This is a genomic window from Streptomyces sp. M-16 (assembly GCF_052114405.1).
Classification (GTDB): Bacteria; Actinomycetota; Actinomycetes; order Streptomycetales; family Streptomycetaceae; genus Streptomyces.
The window spans coordinates 1-24,480 of sequence record NZ_JBFRER010000007.1; the positions used below are offsets into that span (position 1 = coordinate 1).

The following is a 24,480-nucleotide window of genomic DNA, read 5'->3' on the forward strand; positions in this document are numbered from 1 at the left end:
GGGGCGCCGGCGTCCCGGCGCGGCGCCCCGCTCGGCCGGGGCCCGGTCGTATACCCGCCGCGCGTCCGGGCCGGCCCCTCCCGCGGCCGTGCGGCACTGCCTTCCGCGACGAGGCCCCGCGGTCCGGACGGACCGCACGGCCGGACCGCGCCCGGGCGCTGCCGCGGACGGCTCCGGATCCCCTACGGCCATCCGCACGGTGCGCACCCGACGGACAGGGCCGGCTACTCGCGCCGCGGGATCCCGTCGCCCCGTTGGGGCAGGACCACGTCGCCGGGGTCCTTGGCGGGTGCCCGGACATCGGGGTCGGCGCAGGCCGCGAGCAGCAGGCCGCTCGCGAGGAGGGCTCCGAGCATGGCGAGACCGAGGCGTTTCGTTTCGTTCACGGCTGGCATGCCGTCAGGCCTGCCCCGCGCCCCGGCGGCGCCACCGCCGGTTGCGCCGATCGGCCTCGGGACACTCCCCCGGCACGGGCGTACCGCCGCGCGGGGCTCCGCCGTCAGGCGGGTACGAGGACGCAGGCGCGGACGAGTTCGTCCAGGGAGAGGCCGAGGGCCTCGGCCAGCGCGGCCACCGTGAAGAACGCGGGGGTGGGGGCGCGCCCGGTCTCGATCTTTCGGAGGGTCTCGGGGGAGAGCCCCGCGCCGGCCGCGACCTCGACCATGCTGCGGTCGCCGCGGGCCTTGCGCAGCAGCGCACCCAGACGCTCGCCGCGCTCGCGCTCTTCGGGGGTCAGGGGGGTGCGGACCATGCCCCCAGCCTACCCCTCCACCCCCAATAATCATCCCGGTAAAGTTATACCGGTATAGTTATTGGCATGGTGAAACTGAAGACGAACGAAGCGATCGACGAGATGCGTGCCGCCGGCCGGGTGGTCGGGCACGCCCTGGCCGCCGTCCGGGAGGCCGCGGAGGTCGGGGTCTCCCTGCGGGAACTGGACGCCGTGGCCCGGACGGTCCTGCGCGGGGCCGGGGCCGCCTCCCCCTTCCTGGGCTACCGGCCGCGGTTCGCGCCCGTGCCCTTCCCGGCGGTGGTCTGCGCCTCGGTCAACGACGCGATCGTGCACGGCATCCCCGACGACTACCGGCTGCGCGACGGCGACCTGGTCAGCATCGACTGCGGGGCGGAGCTCGGCGGCTGGGTCGGGGACGCCGCCGTCAGCTTCACCGTCGGCCGGCCCCGCCCCGCCGACCTGCGCCTGATCGAGACCGCCGAGGCGGCCCTCGCCGCCGGCATCGCCGCGGCCGTTCCCGGCAACCGGATCGGCGACATCGCGCACGCCATCGGCACCGTCTGCCGCACCGCCGGCTACGGCATCCCGGACGGCTTCGGCGGTCACGGCGTGGGCCGCACCATGCACGAGGACCCCGGCGTCCCCAACGAGGGCCCGCCGGGACGCGGCATGAAGCTGCGCCCCGGCATGGTCCTCGCGATCGAGCCGATGCTGATCGCGGGCGGCACGGACGACTACGCCTGCGACGCCGACGGCTGGACCCTGCGCACCGTCGACGGCAGCCGGGCCGCCCACGCGGAGCACACGGTCGCCGTCACCGCCGACGGCCCGAGGATCCTCACCGCCCCGTAGACCCGCCCTCCGGCTTCCCGTGGGGGTGGACGACCATCGCCGAGCCGCCGCCGCGCCGGGTGGTCTCGGCCGCGGCCAGCCAGCGGCCGTCCGCCAGGCGCTCCACGCCGGTGGCCGCGCCGATCTCGGGGTTCTGGCGGAAGCCCTGGCCGAGGGCTTCCAGCTCGGTGCGCACGGGGCTGTTCCAGAGCCCGGGTTCCAGTTCGGTGGTGGTCTGGTTGCGCTGGCTGGCGCGGGGGGCGGCGATGGCGTCGACCAGCGGCAGGCCCCGGTCCAGGCGGCCCAGCAGGGTCTGCAGGACGGTGGTGATGATGGTGGCGCCGCCCGGCGAACCCACGGCCAGGACCGGCCGTCCGTCCTTGAGGACGATCGTCGGGGACATCGAGGAGCGCGGGCGCTTGCCCGGCCCCGGCAGGTTCGGGTCGGGCACACCGGGGGCGGCCGGGGCGAAGGAGAAGTCGGTCAGCTCGTTGTTGAGCAGGAAGCCCCGCCCCGGGACGGTGATGGCGCTGCCGCCGGTGGACTCGATGGTCAGGGTGTAGGAGACCACGTTGCCCCAGCGGTCGGCGACCGTCAGGTGGGTGGTGTTCTCCCCCTCGTAGGTGGTCGGGGCCACCTGGCCGGTGGTGGCGCAGGGGGCCGGGTGCCGGGGGTCGCCGGGGGCGAGCGGGCTGGTCAGGGTGCGGTCCGGCCTGATGAGGCAGGCGCGGGTGTCCGCGTACCGCTGCGAGAGCAGCTCGCGGGTCGGGACCTGCTCGGCGGCCGGGTCGCCGACCCAGCGGCCCCGGTCGGCGAAGGAGATCCGGGAGGCCTCGATGTAGCGGTGCAGGTACTGCGCCTCGGAGAGCTTCGACAGGTCGGTGCCCTCCAGGATGTTCAGCGCCTCGCCGACCGTGGTGCCGCCGGAGGAGGAGGGCGCCATGCTGTAGACGTCCAGGCCCCGGTAGGCCACCTGGGTGGGGGCCTGCCGTTTGGTGGCGTAGGCGCTCAGGTCGGCGGTGGTCAGGTCGCCGGAGCGCACGACACGGGTGGCGGCCGGGTCGACGGGAGGTGTGCGGACGGCCCGGACGATGTCCTGCGCGAGCGGGCCGCGGTAGAGGGCGCCGGTGCCCTTGCGGGCGAGTTCGGCGTAGGTGGCGGCCAGGTCCGGGTTCTTGAAGGTGGAACCGACGACCGGCAGTTGCCCGCCGGGCAGGAACAGTTTGCGGGTGTCGGGGAAGTCCTTGAACCGGTCCTGGTTGAGCTCGGTCTGGGCCCGGAAGGTGGCGTCCACGGTGAAGCCGTCCCGCGCCAGCTTCTCGGCGGGCCGCAGCAGCTGCCCCAGCGGCCGGGTGCCCCAGGCGTCGAGGGCGCTCTTCCAGGTGGCGGGGGTGCCGGGGACCCCGACGGAGCGGCCGCTGGTCTGTCCCTGGTCGAAGGGGATAGGGACGCCGTTCTCCTGGAACAGGGTGGCGGTGGCGCTCGCGGGCGCGGTCTCGCGACCGTCGATGGTGTGCACCCGGCGGGAGGCGGCGTCGTAGTAGACGAAGTAGCCGCCCCCGCCGATGCCCGCCGAATAGGGTTCGGTGACTCCCAGTGCGGCGGCGGTGGCGACGGCGGCGTCCACCGCGTTGCCGCCGGCGCGCAGCACCGCGATCCCGGCGGCGGAGGCGTCGGCGTCGACGCTGGCCACGGCGCCCCCGTAGCCGGCGGCCACCGGGACCTTGGGCGGTGCGGCGGTGTCCTGGGGCGGCGCGGCGGCCCCCGTCGAGACGAGCGCCCCGGCGAGGGCGACGAGGGCCAACTGACGTGCTGCGGGACGGCGCATCCGGTTCCTCCAGTCGACGGCCTGTCAGACCTGCGAGCCGCAGCGTAACTTCACGGCACCGGCCGCGTCAGGAAGGCCGGGCGACGGTTACCATCCGCCGCATGAACGACGACGTGCGCAACATCGTGCTCGGGGTGGTGGCCACCGCCGTCAGCGGCGGTTTCGGCTGGTTCTTCCGGACCTACCTGTGGCGCCGCGAACTGCGCCGCAAGCAGTCCTTCTTCGGGCTCCCGGCCGGCTCCGACTGCCTGTTCGTGGTCAACCGGCAGATGGGCGGCAAGGATTCCTCGCTGCACCGCAACGACGCCTTCGCGCTGCTGGAGATATCGGCGCTGATCCGCGACTGCGGGGCGACCGTCCAGCTCGTCGGCCACGACGCGGCCCGGCAGGGCTTCGGCGAGCGCGCCGAGTTCTGTGTGGGCGGGCCCTCCTCCAACTCCCGTACGACGGCGCACCTGACGTCCCTGCTGCCGGGGGTGCGGATGGTCGTCGCGGCCGAGCCCGTCCAGGACCGGGGGGCGATCACCGTGGGCGGACGGACGTACCGCTGGGAGGCGGGCGCGGCCGAGTACGTGCTGCTGGCCCGGCTGGTCACGGAGCGGGGCACGCGGCCGGTGTTCGTCCTGTGCGGGCAGACCGCCAACAGCAACCAGGCGGCCGCCCGCTACCTGGCCAGGCACCACCGGGAGCTGGCGCGCGCCCACGGCGGCGACTCCTTCTGCCTCCTGCTCAAGGTGATCAACTCCGACGCCTACGGGCCGGACGTGACCGAGCTCGTCGCGGACGTCACGCGGGCGGCCCGGACACCCGCAGCGGCAGCCGCGTGATCCCGTTGATGAAGTTGGACACCAGCCGGCGCGGCTCCCCGGCGAGTTCGGGCGCGGGCAGGGCGGTGCGCCACTCCTCGTGGAGGATGCGCAGCTGGAGGCGGGCGAAGTGGGCCCCGAGGCAGACGTGGGGACCGTCGCCGAACGAGACGTGCGGGTTCGGGGAGCGGCCGGGGTCGAGGCGGCCCGGGTCGGCGAAGACGCGTTCGTCGTGGTTGGCGGAGGCGTGGAAGACGACCACCTTGTCCCCGGCGCGGATCGGCTGACCGGCCAGTTCGGTGTCGCGGGCGGCGGTGCGCCGGAAGCTGAGCACGGGCGGGTGGACGCGCAGGAGCTCCTCCACGGCCCGGTCGGCCGGGGCACTGCCGTCGGCGATCCGGCGGTAGGCGTCGGGGTTCCGGGCGAGGGCGAGGAGTCCGCCGGGTGCGGCGCTGCGGACGGTGTCGTTTCCGGCGACGGTCAGCAGGAAGAAGAACATCTCCAGTTCGGCGGGGTCCAGTCCGGCCTGCGCGAGGGCGGTCATCACGTCGTCGCCCGGGTGCGAGCGCTTGTGCGCGGCCAGTTCGCGGGCGTACGCGAACATCTCGCCGAGCAGGGCCGGGGACCGCGGGTTCAGCGGTGTGCCGTCCGGGCCGAGGAGCGGCGCGGGGGCGTCCTCGGGGTCCTGGTAGCCGATGACCCGTACGGTCCACTCCAGCAGCAGGCCCCGGTCGGCGGCCGGAACTCCGAGCAGGTCGGTCAGGTTCAGCAGGGCGTACTCGTCGGTGACGGACGCCACCACGTCGACCGCGCCGTCCTCGGCGCCGTCCCGGGCGGCGGCCAGCAGGGTGCGGGCCCGCTCCCGGACCCGGTCGGCGAAGGCGTCGACCCGGGCGGGGGTGAAGGCGCGGGCGACCAGGCGGCGCAGCCGGCCGTGTGCGGGCGGGTCCTGGTTGAGCATGGTGCTGCGCAGGAAGGGCAGGTCGGCGGGGTCGGGGTCGCGGATCTGGGTGGCTCCGGTCCAGGAGGAGTACGTGGTGTGGTCGCGCAGGACGCGGACGACGTCGGCGTGCCGGGTGACGGCCCAGAACCCGGGGCCGGCGGGCCAGCCCCCGACCTCAGGCTCCTCCTGCCGGGCGACCGGGCGGTGGTCGCGCAGCAGCCGGTAGCGCGCGTGCGGGACGCCCGCGGCGTACAGGCGCGGATCGAACACGTCGGGGATCCCGGGGACCTCGGGGACGTCGGAAGTGGTGCCCGGGGCTGCTGCGGCGCGGTCCATGGTCCACACGGTGGCGGCACGCGGGGCGCCCCCGCAAGGGCGCCGGGCCCGCGTCAGCGCCCGGCCTCGCAGCGTGTGGGCTCCAGTTCGGTGTCGGGACCGCGCACCACCACCTCGACGGCGGGTCCCGCGGTGGACACGGCCGTGCACACGAGCTGCCGCAGACCGAGCGGGTCGAGCGCGGCCACCGGGAAGGGGACACGGACCTCCAGCCGGTCCTTCGCGCTGAAGAAGGCCCTGACTCCCCCGGCCACCCCGCCGTCCGACGGCGGCAGCCGGGTGCCGAGCCCCGCCTCCTGTTCCACCCCGCCGGGCCCGCGCATCAGCAACTGCAGGCTGCCCTGCGGGCTGGTGTCGGCGTAGTCGGGCTCGGGCGCGGGGACCAGGCGTCCCTCACCGGTGACGAAGTACGCGATCGGGGCCCGGGAGGGCGCGGCGACCGGCACGCGGGCGGCGGAGCCGCTCTCGACGACCTCGGTGGGTTTGATCCCGCAGCCCGTGACCAGCGGCGGGCCGAGCAGGGCGGCGGCCACGGCCGCGGCGGTGCGGCGGCCGGATGCGGAACGGAGGGTCACGCGGTGGCCTCCAGGGGCATGTCGAGGGTGAACACGGCTCCCCCGTCGGGGGCGTTGGCCGCGCTCAGGGTGCCTCCGTGCAGCCGGACGTTCTCCAGGCTGATGGCGAGCCCGAGGCCGCTGCCGGCGGAGCGGGTGCGGGCGGCGTCGGCCTTGAAGAACCGGTCGAAGATGTGCGGGAGCACCTCGGCGGCGATGCCGGGCCCGCTGTCCGCTACCTCGACCAGCAGCCGTTCCCCGTCCTCACGGGACTCGGTGCGCACGGCGATCCGTACGGGGGCGCCGCCGTGCCGCAGGGCGTTGCCGACGAGGTTGGCGAGGACCACGTCGAAGCGGCGCGGGTCGAGCCGGGCGCGGACCTCGTGCGGCAGGTCGGCGCTCACCCGGTCGCCGTCCCAGTGGCGACGTTCGAGGGTCTTGCGCACGGCCTCGGCGACGTCCACGTCGTCGAGGTTGAGTTCGGCGGCGCGGGCGTCGAAGCGGGATATCTCCATCAGGTCCTCGACGAGGACGGCGAGTTTGCCGGTCTCGGCGCTGATCAGCCGCAGCGCCTTGGCGGTGTCGGGGTCGAGCCGTTCGGCGTCCTCGTCGAGGACCTCGGTGACGGCGAGCATCCCGGCGAGCGGGGTGCGCAGTTCGTGGGAGACGTCGGCGGCGAACCGGCGGGCCCGGACCTCCGCCTCCCGCAGTTCGGCGACGGACTGTTCCAGGGCTCCGGCCGTCTCGTTGAAGGTACGGGCCAGCCCGGCCAGTTCGTCGGCCCCGCGGACCTCGATACGCGTGTCCAGCTGCCCGCGTCCCATGCTCTGTGCGGCCCGCCGCAGGTTGCGCACGGGCCGCAGGACGCTGCGCGCGGCGAGCAGGGCGGGGACGACGGCGATGGCGAGGCCGGGGATGGCGCCCTGCCGGGCGGCCTGGACCATGGCGTCGACGGTCTGCTGCTCGGTGAGCAGCGGCATGACGGCGTAGAGGACGGCGCCGGTCGGCTCGCGGACGCCGTTGTGGGCGAAGACGGCGGGCATGGCGATGGTCAGGTACGGCTCGCCCCGCTCGTTCTCGACGCGCTGGAAGGCGCCGTGCGGATGGTCGGCGACCTGGGCGCGCAGGGCGTCGGTGAGGATGCCGGAGGTGGTGGGGGTGACGTTGGAGGAGGCGCGCAGGGTGCCGTACTCGGCGTAGACGGTCCAGGGGTGGGGCTTGCCGCGCTTGCCGATCTCGTTGACGACCCGCTGGAGCTGCGCGCGGTCCATCGGCAGGGTCAGGGCCTGGCCCTCCAGCTGGTCGCGCAGGGTGCTGACGGCGGTGTCCTGGCTCTGGGTGAGGACGGCGCTGCGGGCCTGACGGTAGGTGAGGGCGGCCGTGCTGACCGCGCAGATCGCGGCGACCAGGAGGAACGCCGCGATCATGCGGGTGCGCAGCCCGAGCGGCGCGAACTTTCGCACGGCGGCCGCCCTAGCGCGGTCCGAGCGGTCCGAAGCGGTAGCCGAAGCCCCGCACGGTCTGTATGTAGCGGGGGTTGCCACCGGGGTCCTCGATCTTGTTGCGCAGCCTGCGCACACAGGCGTCCACGAGCCGGGCGTCGGCGTGGTAGCTGTGCTCCCACACGTACTCCAGGAGCTGTTGGCGGGAGAAGACCTGTTCGGGCGAGGCCGTGAGGTGGAGCAGGAGTTTGATCTCGCTGGGGGCGAGGGGCACGCGTTCGCCGTTCTTGGCGACGGTCAGGCCGGCGCGGTCGACGGCGAGTTCGCCGTGGTGTTCCACGCCGGGGCGGACACCGGGGTCGCTGAGCCGGCGCAGCACGGCCTTGATGCGGGCCTCGATGATCTCGGTGCGGGCCGGTTTGACGATGTAGTCGTCGGCCCCGGCCTCCAGGCCGACGACGATGTCGAAGTCGTCGCCGCGTGCGGTGAGCATGATGATCGGGACCTCGCTGGTCTCGCGGATCCGGCGGCACACCTGGACGCCGTTGATCCCCGGCAGCATGAGGTCGAGGAGCACCAGGTCGGGGTGGAAGCCGCCCATGAGGGCGAGGCCGGCCTCGCCCGTGTCGGCGGCGCTCACCTCGTGGCCGCGGCGGCGCAGGCCGAGCCCCACCCCTTCCCGGATGGAAGGGTCGTCCTCGATCAGCAGTACGCGTGGCATCCGGTCAGTATCCCAGGCTGTTTCATACGGTCTCCTCCCGCTTCCGGCCGGTCTTGCGCCGCAGGGAGTCGATCAGGTCGGTGATCTCCGTCAGGCGCAGGGGCCCGGCGAGGAGTACGACGACCAGCGCGAGCACGATGGTTCCCGCCCCGGCCGCCGCGTAGGCCCCGAGGCCGTCGGCGGCCCTGGCCGTCGCGTACGCGGCGGCCCCGGCGGGCAGGCAGGCGACGAGCAGCCGCAGGTGGGTCCCGAGGGCCGTGGTGCGGGCGGCGCCGCGGGGCCGCGCGCGCGGGCCGAGCCGGCGCGCGAGGGCGTACGCGGTCACGGCGGCGCCCGCCGTGAAGGCGATCGAGGTGGCCGCGGCCATGCCGGTCACGGCCCAGCGCAGCGGGAGGACGGCGTAAGCGGCGTAGGAGAGCCCGGCGTTCAGGGCGACGATGACCAGGTTGAGGAGGAAGGGGGTCCGGGTGTCGGAGAGGGCGTAGAAGCCGCGGGCGAGCACGTACTGGGCGGAGAAGGCGATGAGCCCGGGCGCGAAGGCGATGAGCATGCCCGCCATGACCTCGACGTCGGCGGCGGTGACGTGCCCGTATCCGGCGACGCAGTCCATCAGCCAGGGGGCGAGCGCGGCGAAGAGGGCGGCGGCGGGCACGACGAGGGCGGCGCTGGAGCGCAGCGCGTAGGAGATCTCCCTGCGGACGCCCGTGAGGTCGCCGTCGGAGGCGGCCGTGCTCATCCGTGGCATCAGGGCGGTCACCAGGGAGACGGTGATGATGCCCTGGGGGACGATCCACAGCTGGTAGGCGTTGGTGTAGGCGGCGTAGCCGGCGTCGCCCGCGAGGCCCGCGTCGTGGGCGAGCCTGCCGGTGACGGTGGAGAAGCGGGTGACGACCCAGTAGGCGATCTGGTTGGTGAACACCAGCAGCACCAGCCAGCCCGCGTTGCGCAGCGGGCGGGCGAGGCCGCTGCCGCGCCAGTCGAAGCGGGGGCGCCAGCGGAAGCGGGCGGCGCGCAGCGAGGGGACCAGCGCGAGGGCYTGGACGACGATCCCGGCGGTGGTGCCGATGCCCAGGAGGCGGGTCCCGGAGGCGGTGAGTCCGTCGGGGGCACCGTGGGAGAGATACAGGAAGAGCCCGAACACGGCGATGACGACGGCGTTGTTGAGGACGGGGGTCCACATCATCGCGCCGAACCTGCCGCGGGCGTTGAGTATCTGCCCGAGGAGGGTGAAGAGGCCGTAGAAGAAGATCTGCGGGAGGCAGAACCGGGCGAGCGCGACGGTGGTGTCGCGCTGGGCGCCGGTGTAGTCGGTGTACCCGTCGATGAGGAGCGGTGCGGCGAGCACGGCGACGGCGGTGAGCACCACGAGGGCCAGGGCGCAGGCGGTGAGCAGCCGGTCGGTGTAGGCGGCCCCGCCGTCCTTGTGCTCCTTGGCGGCCCGGATCAGCTCGGGGACGAAGACGGCGTTGAGCGCGCCGCCGACCAGCAGCATGTAGATGATGTTCGGGACGGTGTTGGCGACGGCGTAGCTGTCGCCGAGGGGGCCGGTGGTGAGTGCCGCCACGACCACCGCGGAACGGAGGAAGCCGGTGGCCCGGGAGACGATGGAGCCGGCCGCCATGAGCGCGCCGCTGCGCAGGACCGAGCCGCCTCCCGTGGGCGCCGTCCGGCCCGCGTCGGCTTCGGCCCCGGCCCCGGCCCCGGCTCCGGTTCCGGCCGCGCGGGGGTCCGTGCGGGTGCTGGCTTCCATCAAGGTGTGTTCCCTTCACCTGGTCGAAGGTGGAGGGTAACCCGGTCCCACCGGACGGTCCCGCTCCGGCCCCGGTCGTGCGCGTGCGGCGACATCGGCATCCCGCCAGTGCTTTTCGGCCTTTGCTCCGGGACCAAAGTCCTTTCCGGAACGAGCCCTTTCATGTGACCGAACGGCAACTGTTTCGCTGCGGTGCACGTCACAACCCCGGAGGACGATGTTTTCCGCGGAATAGGGAACCTAGAGTCGTGTCGTCCGCTCCTTGATTACGGACGACCATTACTTCGGAGGGGTTTTCGTTGAGCCGCACACGCCGTACCGCACTGCCGCGTCGCCGGGTCCGCCATGTGGCGCTGGCCGGCACCGCGCTGCTCGCCGCCGCGCTGACCGCCTGTTCGGGTGGCGCCGACGGGGGCACGGACGGCGGCGACGCCAAGGCGGACGCGAAGAACAAGCCGGCCATGGCTGTCTCGGTGAACCTGACGGGCGACCAGGTCAAGGCGGGCGAGCCGGTCAAGGTGACCATCGCCGACGGCAAGCTGGCGCAGGTGAAGGTGACGGACGGCAAGGGCGGTGAACTGGCCGGGCAGATCACCGCCGACGGGAAGACCTGGACCTCGGGGCGCAACGCGGCGCCGAACACCGACTACAAGGTCGAGGCGCAGAACACCGACAGCCAGAACGCGAGCACGCAGTTCAAGACCTCGGCCGCCGACAAGGTGAACAAGGTCTCCATCAACATTTCGAAGGGCAGCACGGTCGGCGTCGCGATGCCCGTCTCGCTCGTCTTCGACAATCCGGTGAAGAACAAGGCCGAGGTCGAAAAGCAGCTGAAGGTGACCACCTCGAACAACACCGAGGGTTCCTGGGGCTGGTTCAAGGACTATTCCGGCAACGACCGGGTGGACTGGCGGCCGAAGGACTACTGGAAGTCCGGCACGGACGTGAAGGTCGAGATGAACCTGAACGGCGTGGACTCCGGCGCGGGCGGCGGGCTCTTCGCCCGCGATTACAGCACGGAGTTCAAGATAGGCAAGGACCGCCGGATGGAGGTGAGCCTCGACACGAAGAAGATGTCGATCACCGAGGACGGCCAGGTCGTGAAGACGGTCCCGGTCTCGGCGGGCACTCCGGGCGGCCAGAAGGCCTCCTGGTCCGGGAAGATGGTGCTGATGGCGAAGGAGGGCACCATCCGGATGGACTCCCAGACGGTGGGCCTCGGCGACGCCTACGACAAGATGGTCGACTACTCGATGCGCCTGACCTGGTCGGGCATGTACGTGCACGCCGCCCCCTGGAACTCCGCCAACTTCGGCAGCGCCAACACCAGTTCCGGCTGCGTCGGCATGAGCGACGCCAACGCCAAGTCCGTATACGAGCAGGTGCAGGCCGGCGACCCGCTCGAAGTGGTCGGCAGCGGCTCCAAGGGCAAAGCCGACCTCGGCAACGGCTACGGCGAATGGAACCTGTCCTGGGACGCCTGGAAGGCCAAGAGCGCGCTGGCCGGCGGCGACCGGAACGGCTGACCCCCGATCAATTGTTACCACCACGTAACTTACTGACGGGTTACCTTCGGTAAGCCCTTCCCGTTACCGTCGGGTCACTTTAGGACACCGGCGCACGCGAGGAGCGATCCGTGAAAGCCCGCCCCACCACCGCGGCGGCAGTGGCCGCCCTGCTCGCGGCCACCGCCCTGGGCCTGGCCCCCCACCAGGCCCAGGCGGCCCCCGCCGCGCCCGCGCCCTCGGCCCCGGCGGCCTCCCCGGAACTGCGCTTCCACGACATTCCCGGCTCCGGAGGCATCACCCTCAAGGGCAACGTCTTCACCCCCGCCGGGGCGGAGTCCGGCCGGAAGTACCCGCTGATCGTGCTCCCCAGCAGCTGGGGCCTGCCGCAGATCGAATACGTCRCCCAGGCCCGCAAGCTCGCCGACTCCGGCTACGTGGTGGTCAGTTACGCCTCGCGCGGCTTCTGGCTGTCCGGCGGCGAGATCGAGACCGCGGGCCCCGCCGACATCGCGGACGTCTCCGCCGTCATCGACTGGGCCCTCGCCACCACGCCCGCGGACCCCGGCCGGATCGGCCTCGGCGGGGTCTCGTACGGGGCCGGCATCAGCCTGCTGGCCTCCGCGCACGACCCCCGCGTCAAGGCCGTGGTCGCGCTCAGCGGATGGGCGGACCTGATCGAGTCCATCTACTCCGGCCGTACCGAGCACCGCCAGGCGGCCGGCCTCCTCGGGGCCACCGGACACCTCACCGGCCGCCCCGGCCCCGAACTCCGGCAGATCCTCGACGACTTCCTCGGCTCCAGGCTGGACAAGGAACAGGCGATGATCGACTGGGGGCGGAAGCGCTCCGCCTCCGAGCAGATCGACCGGATCAACGCCAACGGCGCCGCGATCATGCTGGGCAACGCCTGGGGCGACACCGTCTTCCCGCCCAACCAGTACACGAAGTTCTTCGAGGGGCTCACCGGCCCCAAGCGGCTGGAGCTGCGCCCCGGCGACCACGCCACCGCCGAGGGCACCGGCCTCCTCGGCCTGCCCAACGACACCTGGACCAACGCCCACCGCTGGTTCGACCGCTACCTCAAGGGCGACCGCAACGGCGTCGACACCGAGGCCCCCGTCCAGATCAAGTCCCGCAGCGACAACGGCTACGAGGGCTACGCCGACTGGAAGGCGGTCGGCTCCGGCGGCACCGAGCGCATCCCCCTGAACGACAGCGAGCACGTCTTCGCGAACGTCGACTCCGGGGCCGACGGGGGCGTGGTCATGCTCTCCAGCGTCCTCGACCAGTTCTTCAAGGCGCCCCCCGTCGCCTCCATCCCCCTCCTCCCCCGCGCCTTCGCGGCCGTCTGGCAGTCCGGCCGCTACCAGGAGGAGCGCCGGATCCGCGGCACCGTGCGCCTGCACACCACCGTCACGCCCACCAAGGGCGACGGCACGTTCGTCGCCTACCTCTACGACGTGGGCCCCCTCGGCCTCGGCAAGCTGGTCAGCAACGCCCCGTACACCTTCCACGGCAAGACCCCCGGGCAGTCCTTCGGCGTGGACCTGGACCTCTTCTCCACCGCCTACGACGTGCCCGCGGGCCACCGGCTCGCCCTGGTCGTGGACACGGTCGACCCGCTCTACATCGAGCACAACCCCGCCGGGGCGCAGCTGACCTTCTCCTCGCCGCGCACCGATCCCTCGTACGTCTCGGTACCGCTGCGCGAGCAGTGATCCACGGCTGCCGCCGGGGCGGGGCGGATCCTCACCGCCCCGGCAGCACCGTCTCGGGCTCCGCGGGGGCGACTTCGACGGCCGCGGTCTTCGGGCTGCGCCGCTCCCGCCGGGCCACCCAGGTGGCGAACCAGGACAGCAGCATGCACATCCCGATGTAGATCGGGGAGATGATCATCACGACGGGGATGAACGGCAGGTCGTAGTCGAGGTTCGAGGCGATCAGCTTGCCCGCGTGCAGGAACTCCTCGTAGGTGATCAGGTAGCCGAGCGAGGTGTCCTTCAGCGCGACCACCAGCTGGCTGATGATCGCGGGCAGCATCGCGCGGACGGCCTGCGGGGCCAGCACGAAGGTCATGACCTGCGTCTTGCGCATGCCGAGGGCGTACGCCGCCTCGCGCTGGCCCTTCTCCACGGAGTTGATGCCCGTACGGAAGACCTCGGCGAGCACCGATCCGTTGTACAGGGTCAGCCCCGCCACCAGCGCGGGCAGCGGCTGCGCCTTGAGCGCGACGAAGATGAAGAAGATCATCACCAGCACCGGCATGGCCCGGAAGAACTCCACGAACAGCGTCGCCGCCCAGCGCACGGGCCGGTGCACCGAGAGCCGGCCGGCGCCGAGCACCGCGCCGAGCAGGAGCGAGAGCACCGAGGCGTAGGCGAAGGCCTTGAGGGTGTTGCCCAGCCCCCGCAGCACCAGTTCCTGGATGCCCTTGTAGGTGAAGGGGCTCCACTTGGCGGAGGTGAACTGCTCGGTGTCGAAGAGCAGGTAGAGGATCCAGGCCAGCAGCCCGAGGATCACCACCGTCGAGACGATCCCGTAGAGGAGGTGACGGCGCCGGGTGCGGGGACCGGGCAGGTCGTAGAGGGCCGTGGACTGCGGGTCCCCGTGGAGCGCGTGCGCGGTCATCGGGCGACTCCGTAGCGCTTCTCCAGTACGTGGAAGAGCGCGCTGATGGACAGGGTGATGATCAGGTACCCCACGGCGATCCAGACGAAGGTCCAGATGATGTTGTAGCCCAGCTCGCTGAGCGTCTTGTACGTACCCAGCAGCTCGTTCACGCTGAAGGCGCCGGCGATCGCGGAGTTCTTGGCGAGGGCGATCAGCGTGGAGCCGATGGGCGGGATCACGGACCGGAAGGCCTGCGGCAGCACCACCGTGCCCAGCGTCTGCCCGAAGGACATCCCCAGGCTGCGGGCCGCCTCGCCCTGGCCCTTGGGCACCGTGTTGATGCCCGAGCGCAGCACCTCGCAGATGAAGGCGGAGGTGTAGCAGCCCAGGGCCAGGATGGCGAAGACCTGGAAGGGCAGCACCAGCCCGAAGCGGGGCAGGCCGAGCAGCACCGCGAAGAAGAGCAGGGTGAGCGGGGTGTTGCGCAGCACGGCCACCCAGACCGTGCCGAAGACCCGGAAGGAGCCGACGGGCGCGACCCGGAAGGAGGCCATCACGAAGCCCAGGACCAGGGCGAGGAGGGAGCCGTAGAAGGTCAGCTGGACGGTGCCCCAGAAGCCCTTCCCGTAGAGCGCGAAGTTCTCGGTGAGTACGTTCATGGCGGTGGCTCTCCCCTCAGCTCGCCGGGTAGCGGTCGATGGGCGGTGGTGTCGGGGCGGGCTTGCCGGAGAGGCCGAGCGTGGCCTCGTAGGCCTTCTTCCAGTCGCCGTTCTTCCCGTGCTCGGCCAGCGCGTCGTCGAGGGCGAAGCGCAGGGCCTCGTCGGAGCGCGGCACGCCGATGCCGTACGGCTCGCGGGAGAAGGGTTCGCCGACCACCTTGAGCTCGTCGGGGACCTTGGCGGCGTATCCGAGGAGGATGGAGTCGTCGGTGGAGACGGCGTCGACCTGGTAGGTGAGCAGGTTGTCCACGCAGACCGAGTAGGTGTCGTAGGCGACGAGGACCGCCTCCGGGTGCTCCTTCTGGAGCCGTTGGTAGGGCGTGGAGCCGGCGGCCGAGCAGACCCTCTTCCCCGCGAGGTCACCGGGGCCCTTGATGTCCTGCTCGTCCTTGCGGACCAGCAGGGACTGGCCGGCCATGAAGTAGGGGCCGGCGAAGCCGACCTGCTTCTTGCGGTTGTCGTTGATCGTGTAGGTGCCCACGTAGTAGTCGATCTGGCCGTTCTGGAGGGCGGTCTCGCGGTTGGCGGAGGAGATGGTCTTGAACTCGATGGTCTTGGGGTCGAAGCCGAGCGAGGCGGAGATCATCTTGGCGATCTCGATGTCGAACCCGGAGTAGGTCCCGCGCGCGGGGTCCTTCTCCCCCATGTACGGCTGGTCCTCCTTGGCCCCGACCACGAGGTGGCCGCGCTTCTTCGCCCGCTCCCAGGTGCGGGACTCGGGGAGCCGGAAGCCGGTGGCCACCCGGTACGCGGGCAGGTCCTCGGGCTGCGGCCCCTTGACCGGAGGGCTGCCGGGCTTGCCGCAGGCGGCGGCCGCGAGGAGGGCCAGGGCCAGGGCGAGGGCGCGCAGGACGTGCAGGGCGCGCGCGAAGCGGGTGGCGTGTCTCACCGGGCCGCCCCTCAGTGCTTGAGGATCTTGGAGAGGAAGTCCCGGGCCCGCTCGCTCTCGGGTGCGGTGAAGAACTCCTCCGGGGTGCGGTCCTCGACGATCCTTCCGTCGGCCATGAAGACGACGCGGTTGGCGGCGGAGCGGGCGAAGCCCATCTCGTGCGTGACGACGACCATCGTCATGCCGTCGGCCGCGAGCTGCTGCATGACCTCCAGCACCTCGTTGATCATCTCCGGGTCGAGCGCCGAGGTGGGCTCGTCGAAGAGGAGGGCCTTGGGGCTCATGGCCAGGGCGCGGGCGATGGCCACGCGCTGCTGCTGGCCGCCTGAGAGCTGGGCGGGGTACTTGCCGGCCTGGTCCGCGAGGCCGACCCGGTCCAGGAGTTCCCGGGAGCGCTTGTCCGCCTCCTCCTTACCGCGCTTCCTGACCTTGAGCTGTGCGAGGGAGACGTTGGCGAGGACGGTCTTGTGCGCGAAGAGGTTGAAGGACTGGAACACCATGCCCACCTCGGCACGCAGCCGGGCCAGCTCCTTGCCCTCGGCGGGCAGGGGCCGGCCGTCGAGGGTGATCGTGCCGGACTCGATGGTCTCCAGCCGGTTGATGGTCCGGCAGAGGGTGGACTTACCGGAACCGGACGGGCCGATGATCACCACCACCTCCCCGCGGCCGACGGTGAGGTCGATGTTCCGCAGGACGTGCAACTGCCCGTAGTGCTTGTTGACGTCCCGCAGCTCGATCAACGGATCGACGGCCATACGCTGCCCTGCCCACTTGTCGGTGTGTCGAGGTCAGCGCAAACTATCCAGCCGCCGCAGGGGCTTCACCGCGACACGCCTGAAAGGTACATAAAGCGCATCGGCGCTTCAGTCCCACGGGGTGGATCAGCCTTCGGAGGCCTCCGCGTAGGCCTGGCTGAGTTCCGGGGAACCGGTCATCGCCCAGGACACCCCCGACTCGACCACGTCGAGCTCCCGCCCCGAGGCGAGCCGGATCACGGGCCGGCCGTTGGGCCACGACTGCCAGGCGGATCCTCGGAGGGTGCGGACGATCACGGTGCCGAGGTAGAACCCGGCGTCGCTGCCCAGCCACGGGACGGCCTCGGGGTCCCGCCGCCAGCGGGGCATCAGCTGGTCGAGGGCCTCCAAGGAGGCCGGGGTCTGGTCGAGTTCGAGACCGGCCGCCCTCGCCTGCGCCCGCAGCATCTCGCACTCCGAGAACAACTCGGCGACGCCCTCGGGGTGATCCGCGAGGGCGGCGGCGAGTCCCGCACCCTGTTCCGTTTCATGCCGGTTCAGCCAGTTGGCGAGGAAAGGGATGTTCATACCGCCCAGCCTGGCACCAGGATCCCCGGCTGGCCACAGGGCGCGCCTTGATCCCTCGCCCGGTTCCGCTCCGGGCCGGGGCTACAGGTCCAGATCGACGACGACGGGGGCGTGGTCCGAGGCGCCCTTGCCCTTGCGCTCCTCGCGGTCGACGTAGGCGTCCTTGACGGCCTTGGCGAAGGGCTCGTTCCCGTAGACGAGGTCGATGCGCATGCCCCTGTTCTTGGGGAAGGCGAGCATCCGGTAGTCCCAGAAGGTGTACGGGCGGTCGTACTTGAGGGCGCGCGGGAGGACGTCGGAGAGACCGGCCGCGCGCAGGGCCTCCAGGGCGGCGCGCTCGGCGGGGGTGACGTGGGTGAGGCCCTCGAAGACCGCCGGGTCGTACACGTCCTCGTCGGTGGGCGCGACGTTGAAGTCGCCGAGCACGGCGAACGGGCGCGGTCCGGCCGCGTCTTCGGCGACGACGTCCGCCAGGACGCGGAACCACTCCAGCTTGTAGCCGTAGTGGTCGTGCTCGACCTCGCGGCCGTTGGGCACGTACACGGACCACACGCGGACGCCGCCGCAGGTCGCGGAGATGGCGCGGGGCTCCTGCACGCCCTCGTAGTCCGGGCCGCCGGGGAGCCCCGTGACGACGTCCTCCAGGCCGACCCGGGAGAGCAGGGCCACGCCGTTCCACCGGCCGGTGGCGTTGACGGCCGACTCGTAGCCCAGCTCGCGCAGCTCGGCGGCGGGGAACTGCTCCGCCGAGCACTTGGTCTCCTGGATGCAGAGCACGTCGGTGCCGGAGGTCTCCAGCCAGGCCAGCAGGCGCGGCAGCCGGGCGGTGATCGAGTTGACGTTGAAGGTGGCGATACGCATGCCGTCAAACCTACCGCCCGGCACCGACAGTCAGAGCGCGGCGCTCTCGCCCGCCCCGAGCCGGTGGTGGGGGGCTCCGCCGAGGTTGCCCAGGGCCGTGTCGTAGATCGGCCGGGCGATGTCCGCGAGGTAGGCGTCGTGGATGTCGATCGCCTGGCGGGGCTTGACCTCGCGGACGTAGTCGATCACTTCGGCGATCTTGTTCCAGGGTGCGTGCACCGGGAGCATCAGCGTGTCGACGGGGGCGTCCGGGACGGTCAGCGCGTCGCCCGGGTGGAAGAGGGAAGCGTCCACGAGGAAACCCACGTTGGTGATCCGCGGGATGTCCGGATGGATCACGGCGTGCAGCTCGCCGTGCACCCGGACCTCGAAGCCGGCGGCCTCGAAGGCGTCCCCGTGCCCCACGGCGTGCACCCGGCCGGGATAGGCGGCGGACAGCTTCTGCGCGACGCTGCGCGGGGTCCACAGCTCCGCCGCCGGATTCGCGTCGAGGGCGGCACGGATCCGGCCCTCCTCGAAGTGGTCCGGGTGTTCGTGGGTGACCAGCAGGACGTCGGCGCCGAGGCCCGCGTCCGCTTCGCTGAAGGCGCCCGGGTCGATGACGAGCGTCTGCCCGTCCTTCTCCAACTGGACGCAGGAGTGCAGCCGTTTGGTGAGCTTCATGGGGCCACCCTAGATCCCGCGGTTTACGGGACGGTGGTGGAGACCACGTAGACGCGCGGGGCGCGCGGATTGGCGAAGTCGACCGTGACGTCCCGGGTGGGGCGCGGGTCCTCGGCCTCGACGGTGACCCCGGACCACTTGTGCTTCGGGCTCCAGCTCCAGCCCGCGACCTTGGCGTCGCGTTCGGAGACCGACACGCCGGGGGTGAGGGCGGCCCGGCTGGTGCCCACGTCGGCGAGGAAGGCGTCCAGCGCCTGCGGCGTGACCTGGAACTGGACGTACAGCCGGCTGGTGTGCCAGTTGTTGGTCTCCAGGTAGCCGACCGAGGAGGCCCCCGAGTCGGGGATCGGGACCTCGTAGATGCTGCGCTGCACCGTGGACGGCCAGTCCGGACGGACCTTGGCCGCTCCGACCCGGGCCGCCTTGTCCTTGCCGCTGGCGCGGCTCTGCTGCGCGGAGACGGCGAGATAGCCCGCCGGGACGCCGACGAGCAGCAGGATGATGAGGGCGGTGATCCAGCGGCGCCGGACCGTCTCGCGGCGGCTCCCGCGTTCCCCGGCGGCGGGCGGGCGGCGGTCCTCCGCCTCGGGGGCGGGCGCCTGTCTGGGCAGGGAGGTGGGCGGTGTCACTGCTGGTCCTGGTCCTTGGGTTCCTGGGGCGGTGTCGGGCCCGTGGCGGTGCGCAGGCCGAACTGCGCGTAGCGCTCGTACCGCTCGACGCGCCGGCGCGTGGCGCGGCGGAAGCGGCGGGCGACGAGCCGGGCGAGGTCGGCGGCGCCGACCATGCCCGCCTCGGGACCGAGCTGGGCCTTGGCGATGCGCGCCTCGGGGCGGTAGCCGCGGCCGGTGAGGTGGCGGCGGAAGGCGTCCCGGGCGGGTCCGATGAGGAGGTCGTCGGCGGCGCTGACCCCGCCGCCGATGACGAAACAGGAGGGGTCGAGGGCGGCGGCGAGGTTGGCGATGCCCACGCCGAGCCACTGGCCGATGTCCTGGAGGAGCTCCACGCACATGGCGTCGCCCTCACGGGCCAGCTCGGTGATCAGCGGCCCGGTGATCTCGTGGACGTTGCCGCCGACCCGGGCGATGATGTTGTACGCGACCGGCGAGTCGGCGGCGGCCAGCTCCCGGGCCTCGCGGACGAGGGCGTTGCCGGAGCTGTACTGCTCCCAGCAGCCGCGGTTGCCGCAGGGGCAGCGGTGGCCGCCCGGGACGACCTGCATGTGGCCGAACTCTCCCGCCACCCCGTAGCGGCCGCGCTTGACCTGCCCGCCCTCCAGGATGGCCCCGCCGATGCCGGTACCCAGGGTGATCATGACCAGGTGGTCCTCGCCGCGGCCCGCGCCGAAGCGCCATTCCGCCCAGGCCGCGGTGTTGGCATCGTTGTCGACCATGACCGGGACCGCGAGCCGGGACTGYAGGGCGTCGCGCAGCGGCTCGTCGCGCCAGGCCAGGTGCGGGGCGAAGAGCACGCGGGAGCGGTCTGCGTCGACCCAGCCGGCGGCGCCGATGCCCACCGCGTGCACGTCGTGCCGGTCGGAGAGGTCCAGGACCAGCTCGACGATGGTGTCCTCGACGACCTTGGGGCTCTTGGACTTGTCGGGGGTCTCGGCGCGGATCTTCTCCAGGATGACCCCGTCGGCGTCGACGACGCCGGCCATCACCTTGGTGCCGCCGATGTCGATGCCGACGGTCGGGACGCGCGGGGCGGTCAGCAGCGAGCGGCGCTCCCGCGTCCCGACGGTCCGCAGGACGGTGCCCCGCGCCGCGCCCCGGTGGGAGAGCGCGAAGTCCCGGTACGTGCTCATCGAGTCGTGTCGTCCCTGTCGGAGGCGGAGTCGGATGGGGGGCCGGCGGGGGTGCCGGCCGGGGTGTCCCGTCCTGATTCTGCCACCCGCTCCAGCTCGTGGCTCAGCTCGTCCAGCTCGGAGCCGCCCGCCATCTGCCGGGTGAGCTCGTCCAGGGTGATCGAGTCCTTGGTGTGGCTGCCGGCCATGGCGCCGCGCTTGAGGAGGACGAAACGGTCCCCCACCAGGTACGCGTGGTGCGGGTTGTGGGTGATCAGGACCACCCCGAGACCGGCGTCGCGGGCGGCGGCGACGTATTTGAGGACCACGCCGGACTGCTTCACGCCGAGGGCGGCGGTGGGCTCGTCCAGGACGAGCACCTTGGCCCCGAAGTGCACGGCGCGGGCGATGGCCACGCACTGGCGCTCGCCGCCCGAGAGGGTCCCGATGGGCTGGTCGACGTCGCGCAGGTCGATGCCCATGCGCAGCAGCTCGGCGCGGGTGGTCTCGCGCATCAGCTCCACGTCGAGGCGGCGGAAGGGGCCGCGGCCCCTGGTGGGCTCGGAGCCGAGGAAGAAGTTCCGCCAGACCGGCATCAGGGGGACGACGGCGAGGTCCTGGTAGACGGTGGCGATGCCGCGGTCCAGGGCCGCGCGCGGGTTGGCGAGCACGGTCTCCTCCCCCTCGATCTCGAAGGTGCCGGCGTCGTGCCGGTGCAGCCCCGCGATGATCTTGATGAGGGTGGACTTGCCGGCGCCGTTGTCGCCGAGCACACAGGTGATCTCGCCGGCGGAGACCTCCAGCGAGACGCCCTGGAGGGCGCGGATGTTGCCGTAGTACTTGCTGACGTCGGTCAGCTTCACCAGGGCGGTCCCGGTCTGCGGGCCGGGCGCGGTCTTCGTGGTCACTTGCTCTCCTCCGCCCGCTTGCGGACCCATGCGTTCAGCAGCGTCGCCAGCAGGAGCATGGCGCCGAGGAAGAACTTGAACCAGTCCGGGTTCCACTGGGCGTACACGATGCCGTTGCTGGTCATGCCGAAGATGAAGGCGCCGACGGCCGAGCCGATGGCGGAGCCGTAGCCGCCGGTCATCAGACAGCCGCCGATGACCGCGGCGATGATGTAGAGGAACTCGTTGCCGACGCCCTCGCCCGACTGGACCACGTCGAAGGAGAAGAGGATGTGCTGCCCGGAGATCCAGGCGCACAGCGCGACGCCCATGTAGAGGCCGATGCGGGTCTTGACCACGGGGACGCCGGTGGCGCGGGCCGCGTCGGCCCCGCCGCCCACGGCGAAGATCCAGTTCCCGGCGCGGGTGCGCAGCAGGATCCACGTGGCGACCGCCACCAGGGCGAACCACCAGAGGATGGTGACCTTCAGGGTGACCGAGCCGATGTTCCACTGCGAGGCGAACAGGGCCCGCGCGGAGGAGAACCCCTCCATGTCGGCGATGGTCTTGGTGGAGACCGAGCCGCTGATCAGCTTGGTGAAGCCGAGGTTCAGGCCGGTCAGCATGAGGAACGTGCCGAGCGTGATGATGAAGCTCGGGAGCCTGGTGCGGGTCAGCATGAAGCCGTTGAAGAAGCCGATGGCCAGGGTGACCAGCAGCGACACCCCGACGCCGACCCACACGTTGGCGGTCATCTGGTAGCTGAACATCGAGCTGACCAGTGCCGAGGTGGTGACCATGACGCCGGCGGAGAGGTCGAACTCGCCGCCGATCATCAGCAGGGCCACCGGGACCGCCATGATCCCGATGGTGGAGGCCGAGTACAGGATCGTGCTCAGGCTGGAGGCCTGCAGGAAGCTGGGGGCGGCGAAGGAGAAGAAGACGAAGACGGCGGCGGCCCCGACGACCGCGCCCAGCTCGGGGCGGGCGAGGAGCTTCCTGAGGTGCGAGGCCGGCGCGAGCCGTTCGTCGGCGGTGCCGGTGCCGGCGCTCATCGGCTGCCCCGCTTGATGTACTCCTCCAGCTTGGCGGCCTCGTCCGCGGTGACGATCTGCGGCCCGGTCAGCACGGGCCGGCCGCCGCCGAGGACGTCAGCGTTGTATCGGTAGAGCCACAGCAGGTCGATCGCCTCGTAGCCCTGGAGGAAGGGCTGCTGGTCCACGGCGAAGCCGAGGGCGCCGGACTTCAGGTCACGGGCGACGGACTCGTTGAGGTCGAAGGTGTCCACCTCGGCCTTGCTGCCCGCCGCGTCCTTCGCCTTGACGGCGGTGGGGGCGAAGGGGGCGCCGAGGGTGACGATCGCGTCGACGGAGGGGTCGGCCTGGAGCTTGGCCTGGATGGCGGCCTGGACGGAGGGCATGTTGGTGCCCTCGACGTAGAGGTTCTCCATGCTTCCGCCGAAGGTCTTCTTCGCCCCGGCGCAGCGCTGCTCGTGGCCGACGTTGCCCTGTTCGTGCAGGACGCAGACGGCCTTCTTGCGGCCGCGCTTCGTCAGCTCGGTGCCGACCGCCTCGCCCGCGATCGCCTCGTCCTGGCCGATGTGGGTCAGGGCGCCGTACGCGGCCGACTGCTCGGATCCGGAGTTGACCGTGATCACGGGGATGCCCGCCTTGACGGCCTTGCCGAGGACGTCCTTGAGGGCCTCGGGCTTGGCGAGGCTGACCACGATGCCGTCGACCTTCTGGTCGATCGCGTTCTGCACGAACTGGGCCTGCTGCTGCGCCTGGTCGTCGTGCGAGTAGACGAAGTTGATGTTGTCCTTCGCCGCGGCCTCCTTGGCGCCCTTCTGGACGATGTCCCAGAAGGTGTCGCCGTCGCCCGCGTGGGTCACCATCGCGAAGGTCCAGCGCGGCGTGGAGACGGCCGGCCGGCCCGCCCGGTCGGCCTTCGCCCGCTCCTCGGCACGCTTGCCGCCCGTGCTGCTGCAGCCCGAGAGGGAGGCTCCCAGTACCACCGCGAGCACGGCGCCCACGACGCGTACCCCTGTCCGAACCCTAGCCACGTCGCCGTGCCCTTCCCTCGTCATACCCGCCACTGATTCTCAAAGTGGTCATTCCGGTTCCAGCCGCCCAGTATCCGCCACAGTCGACCTTGGGAGCCCATCGGGGCCGTCGCCACCATCGTGGCCGTCCGCGGGCGGAGGCGGGCAGATTGACAGCTCCCCCGGACGGGGCCACGTTGAGTGCATGCGCATCGGGCTCATCGGGACGGGCCGGATCGGCTCCTTCCACGCGGCCACGCTGGCCCGGCGGCCGGACGCCGGTTCGCTGCTGCTGGCCGACGCCGACCCGGCACGGGCCGCACGGCTGGCCGACCGGCTGGGGGCGACGGCCGCGCCCTCCGTCGAGCAGGTCTTCACCTGGGGCGTGGACGCGCTGGTGGTGGCCTGCTCCACCGAGGGGCACGCGCAGCTCGTGGTCCGCGCGGTGCGCGGCGGGCTGCCGGTGTTCTGCGAGAAGCCCGTGGCCCCGGACCTGGACCGCACCCTGGCGGTGCTCCGCGAGGTGGCCGCCGCCCGCGGGGTCCTGCAGCTGGGATTCATGCGCCGCTTCGACGCGGGCTGCCGCACCGCGCGGGAGCTGGTCCGTTCGGGTGTCCTGGGCCGGCTGCACACCGTACGGACGACGACGGCCGATCCCGCTCCGCCGCCCGCCGCGTACCTGGCGACCTCCGGCGGGCTGTACCGGGACTGCATGGTGCACGACTTCGACATGGTGCGCTGGGTGACCGGGCGGGAGGTCGTGGAGGCGTACGCGGTCGGCTCGGACGCGGGGCCGGCCGCCTTCCGGGAGACCGGTGACGTGGACACGGCGGCGGCCCTGCTCACGCTCGACGACGGGACGCTGGTCAGCAGTACCGCCACCCGGTGCAACGGCGCCGGTTACGACGTGCGGATGGAGTTCGCCGGGGAGCTGGACCAGGTCTCCTCCGGGCTGGACGACCGTACGCCGATCGCCTCGACGGAACCGCACGGGCCGCCCCCGGCGAGCAAGCCCTGGGGCGGGTTCCTGGAGCGGTTCGGTCCCGCCTACGAGGCCGAGCTGGGGGCCTTCGTCAAGCTGGTGCGCGGCGAGGGGCCCAACCCCTGCGACGGCCGGGAGGGGCTGGCCGCGTTCCGGATCGCGGAGGCGTGCGAGCGCTCCCGGCGCGAGCGCCGCCCCGTGCGGCTGGAGGAGCTCCCGGATCTCTAGGGCGGGCATGCGGGCCACAGTAGGGCGGATGATCACCCGGCCA

The 24,480-nt window shown here is 72.1% G+C and carries 25 protein-coding genes; 5 read left to right on the forward strand and 20 right to left on the reverse strand.

Features of this window, described 5'->3' with window-relative positions:
- Nucleotides 1-224 precede the first annotated feature (224 nt).
- Nucleotides 225-386 carry a hypothetical protein gene (locus AB4039_RS05305; protein WP_266843670.1) on the reverse strand — a complete coding sequence of 54 codons (162 nt, stop codon included), beginning with the start codon at nucleotides 384-386 and terminating at the stop codon, nucleotides 225-227.
- 113 nt (nucleotides 387-499) lie between these two features.
- Nucleotides 500-751 (reverse strand): helix-turn-helix domain-containing protein, encoded by a 252-nt coding sequence (locus AB4039_RS05310; protein WP_266843668.1) that lies wholly within the window; start codon nucleotides 749-751, stop codon nucleotides 500-502.
- A gap of 66 nt (nucleotides 752-817) precedes the next feature.
- On the opposite strand from AB4039_RS05310, the gene map reads away from it, so the two are divergent.
- The gene (gene map, locus AB4039_RS05315; protein WP_266843666.1) at nucleotides 818-1,585 is read left to right on the forward strand and encodes a type I methionyl aminopeptidase; all 768 of its coding nucleotides are present in this window, start codon (nucleotides 818-820) and stop codon (nucleotides 1,583-1,585) included.
- Here map and ggt read toward each other — a convergent pair.
- On the reverse strand, nucleotides 1,572-3,392 hold the full coding sequence (gene ggt / locus AB4039_RS05320) for a gamma-glutamyltransferase (RefSeq protein ID WP_266843665.1): 1,821 nt from the start codon (nucleotides 3,390-3,392) through the stop codon (nucleotides 1,572-1,574). The two genes, map and ggt, sit on opposite strands and share 14 nt — an antisense overlap.
- A 101-nt stretch (nucleotides 3,393-3,493) precedes the next feature.
- Between ggt and AB4039_RS05325 the strand changes: the two genes are divergently transcribed.
- Nucleotides 3,494-4,219 carry a hypothetical protein gene (locus AB4039_RS05325; protein ID WP_266843663.1) on the forward strand — a complete coding sequence of 242 codons (726 nt, stop codon included), beginning with the start codon at nucleotides 3,494-3,496 and terminating at the stop codon, nucleotides 4,217-4,219.
- On the opposite strand, the gene AB4039_RS05330 is transcribed toward AB4039_RS05325, so the two are convergent.
- The 5 genes from AB4039_RS05330 to murJ are packed head-to-tail and all read right to left on the reverse strand — an operon-like array spanning nucleotide 4,179 to nucleotide 9,944.
- A complete protein-coding gene (locus AB4039_RS05330; protein ID WP_442270118.1) occupies nucleotides 4,179-5,477 on the reverse strand; it encodes a cytochrome P450 in 1,299 nt (432 codons plus the stop codon). The genes AB4039_RS05325 and AB4039_RS05330 overlap by 41 nt on opposite strands.
- A gap of 53 nt (nucleotides 5,478-5,530) precedes the next feature.
- Nucleotides 5,531-6,052, reverse strand: a complete 522-nt coding sequence (locus AB4039_RS05335) for a hypothetical protein (RefSeq protein ID WP_266843661.1) — start codon at nucleotides 6,050-6,052, stop codon at nucleotides 5,531-5,533.
- A complete protein-coding gene (locus tag AB4039_RS05340) occupies nucleotides 6,049-7,494 on the reverse strand; it encodes an ATP-binding protein (RefSeq protein ID WP_442270119.1) in 1,446 nt (481 codons plus the stop codon). The genes AB4039_RS05335 and AB4039_RS05340 overlap by 4 nt, the downstream gene beginning before the upstream one ends.
- Nucleotides 7,495-7,504: 10 nt before the next feature.
- A complete protein-coding gene (locus AB4039_RS05345; RefSeq protein ID WP_266843659.1) occupies nucleotides 7,505-8,194 on the reverse strand; it encodes a response regulator transcription factor in 690 nt (229 codons plus the stop codon).
- A gap of 22 nt (nucleotides 8,195-8,216) precedes the next feature.
- Nucleotides 8,217-9,944: a murein biosynthesis integral membrane protein MurJ gene (gene murJ / locus AB4039_RS05350; RefSeq protein WP_442270120.1), complete on the reverse strand. Its 1,728-nt coding sequence runs from the start codon at nucleotides 9,942-9,944 to the stop codon at nucleotides 8,217-8,219.
- A gap of 299 nt (nucleotides 9,945-10,243) precedes the next feature.
- On the opposite strand from murJ, the gene AB4039_RS05355 reads away from it, so the two are divergent.
- Both AB4039_RS05355 and AB4039_RS05360 read left to right on the forward strand, forming a co-directional pair.
- Nucleotides 10,244-11,470: a L,D-transpeptidase family protein gene (locus AB4039_RS05355; RefSeq protein WP_266843657.1), complete on the forward strand. Its 1,227-nt coding sequence runs from the start codon at nucleotides 10,244-10,246 to the stop codon at nucleotides 11,468-11,470.
- A gap of 110 nt (nucleotides 11,471-11,580) precedes the next feature.
- Nucleotides 11,581-13,170 (forward strand): CocE/NonD family hydrolase, encoded by a 1,590-nt coding sequence (locus AB4039_RS05360; RefSeq protein WP_442270121.1) that lies wholly within the window; start codon nucleotides 11,581-11,583, stop codon nucleotides 13,168-13,170.
- 31 nt (nucleotides 13,171-13,201) lie between these two features.
- On the opposite strand, the gene AB4039_RS05365 is transcribed toward AB4039_RS05360, so the two are convergent.
- The 12 genes from AB4039_RS05365 to AB4039_RS05420 form a co-directional block, all read right to left on the reverse strand.
- The gene (locus AB4039_RS05365) at nucleotides 13,202-14,080 is read right to left on the reverse strand and encodes an amino acid ABC transporter permease (protein WP_266843654.1); all 879 of its coding nucleotides are present in this window, start codon (nucleotides 14,078-14,080) and stop codon (nucleotides 13,202-13,204) included.
- Nucleotides 14,077-14,721: an amino acid ABC transporter permease gene (locus AB4039_RS05370; RefSeq protein ID WP_266843653.1), complete on the reverse strand. Its 645-nt coding sequence runs from the start codon at nucleotides 14,719-14,721 to the stop codon at nucleotides 14,077-14,079. The genes AB4039_RS05365 and AB4039_RS05370 overlap by 4 nt, the downstream gene beginning before the upstream one ends.
- A gap of 16 nt (nucleotides 14,722-14,737) precedes the next feature.
- Nucleotides 14,738-15,670, reverse strand: a complete 933-nt coding sequence (locus tag AB4039_RS05375) for a glutamate ABC transporter substrate-binding protein (protein WP_442270122.1) — start codon at nucleotides 15,668-15,670, stop codon at nucleotides 14,738-14,740.
- An 11-nt stretch (nucleotides 15,671-15,681) separates the two neighbouring features.
- The gene (locus AB4039_RS05380) at nucleotides 15,682-16,425 is read right to left on the reverse strand and encodes an amino acid ABC transporter ATP-binding protein (protein ID WP_266843651.1); all 744 of its coding nucleotides are present in this window, start codon (nucleotides 16,423-16,425) and stop codon (nucleotides 15,682-15,684) included.
- A 126-nt stretch (nucleotides 16,426-16,551) separates the two neighbouring features.
- Nucleotides 16,552-16,992 carry a DUF6278 family protein gene (locus AB4039_RS05385; protein ID WP_266843650.1) on the reverse strand — a complete coding sequence of 147 codons (441 nt, stop codon included), beginning with the start codon at nucleotides 16,990-16,992 and terminating at the stop codon, nucleotides 16,552-16,554.
- Nucleotides 16,993-17,073: 81 nt separating this feature from the next.
- Nucleotides 17,074-17,853 carry an exodeoxyribonuclease III gene (locus tag AB4039_RS05390; protein WP_266843648.1) on the reverse strand — a complete coding sequence of 260 codons (780 nt, stop codon included), beginning with the start codon at nucleotides 17,851-17,853 and terminating at the stop codon, nucleotides 17,074-17,076.
- A 30-nt stretch (nucleotides 17,854-17,883) separates the two neighbouring features.
- Nucleotides 17,884-18,516, reverse strand: a complete 633-nt coding sequence (locus AB4039_RS05395) for an MBL fold metallo-hydrolase (RefSeq protein ID WP_266843647.1) — start codon at nucleotides 18,514-18,516, stop codon at nucleotides 17,884-17,886.
- Nucleotides 18,517-18,539: 23 nt separating this feature from the next.
- Nucleotides 18,540-19,145: a hypothetical protein gene (locus AB4039_RS05400; RefSeq protein ID WP_266843645.1), complete on the reverse strand. Its 606-nt coding sequence runs from the start codon at nucleotides 19,143-19,145 to the stop codon at nucleotides 18,540-18,542.
- Nucleotides 19,142-20,320, reverse strand: coding sequence for an ROK family glucokinase (locus AB4039_RS05405; protein WP_266843643.1), 1,179 nt, complete (start codon nucleotides 20,318-20,320; stop codon nucleotides 19,142-19,144). Before AB4039_RS05405 ends, AB4039_RS05400 begins: the two co-directional genes overlap by 4 nt.
- Nucleotides 20,317-21,237: an ATP-binding cassette domain-containing protein gene (locus AB4039_RS05410; RefSeq protein ID WP_442270123.1), complete on the reverse strand. Its 921-nt coding sequence runs from the start codon at nucleotides 21,235-21,237 to the stop codon at nucleotides 20,317-20,319. Before AB4039_RS05410 ends, AB4039_RS05405 begins: the two co-directional genes overlap by 4 nt.
- On the reverse strand, nucleotides 21,204-22,241 hold the full coding sequence (locus AB4039_RS05415) for an ABC transporter permease (protein WP_266843640.1): 1,038 nt from the start codon (nucleotides 22,239-22,241) through the stop codon (nucleotides 21,204-21,206). The genes AB4039_RS05410 and AB4039_RS05415 overlap by 34 nt, the downstream gene beginning before the upstream one ends.
- Nucleotides 22,238-23,248, reverse strand: a complete 1,011-nt coding sequence (locus AB4039_RS05420; protein ID WP_442270124.1) for a sugar ABC transporter substrate-binding protein — start codon at nucleotides 23,246-23,248, stop codon at nucleotides 22,238-22,240. Before AB4039_RS05420 ends, AB4039_RS05415 begins: the two co-directional genes overlap by 4 nt.
- Nucleotides 23,249-23,432: 184 nt before the next feature.
- On the opposite strand from AB4039_RS05420, the gene AB4039_RS05425 reads away from it, so the two are divergent.
- The gene (locus AB4039_RS05425) at nucleotides 23,433-24,437 is read left to right on the forward strand and encodes a Gfo/Idh/MocA family protein (RefSeq protein ID WP_266843636.1); all 1,005 of its coding nucleotides are present in this window, start codon (nucleotides 23,433-23,435) and stop codon (nucleotides 24,435-24,437) included.
- The last annotated feature ends 43 nt before the right edge of the window (nucleotides 24,438-24,480 follow it).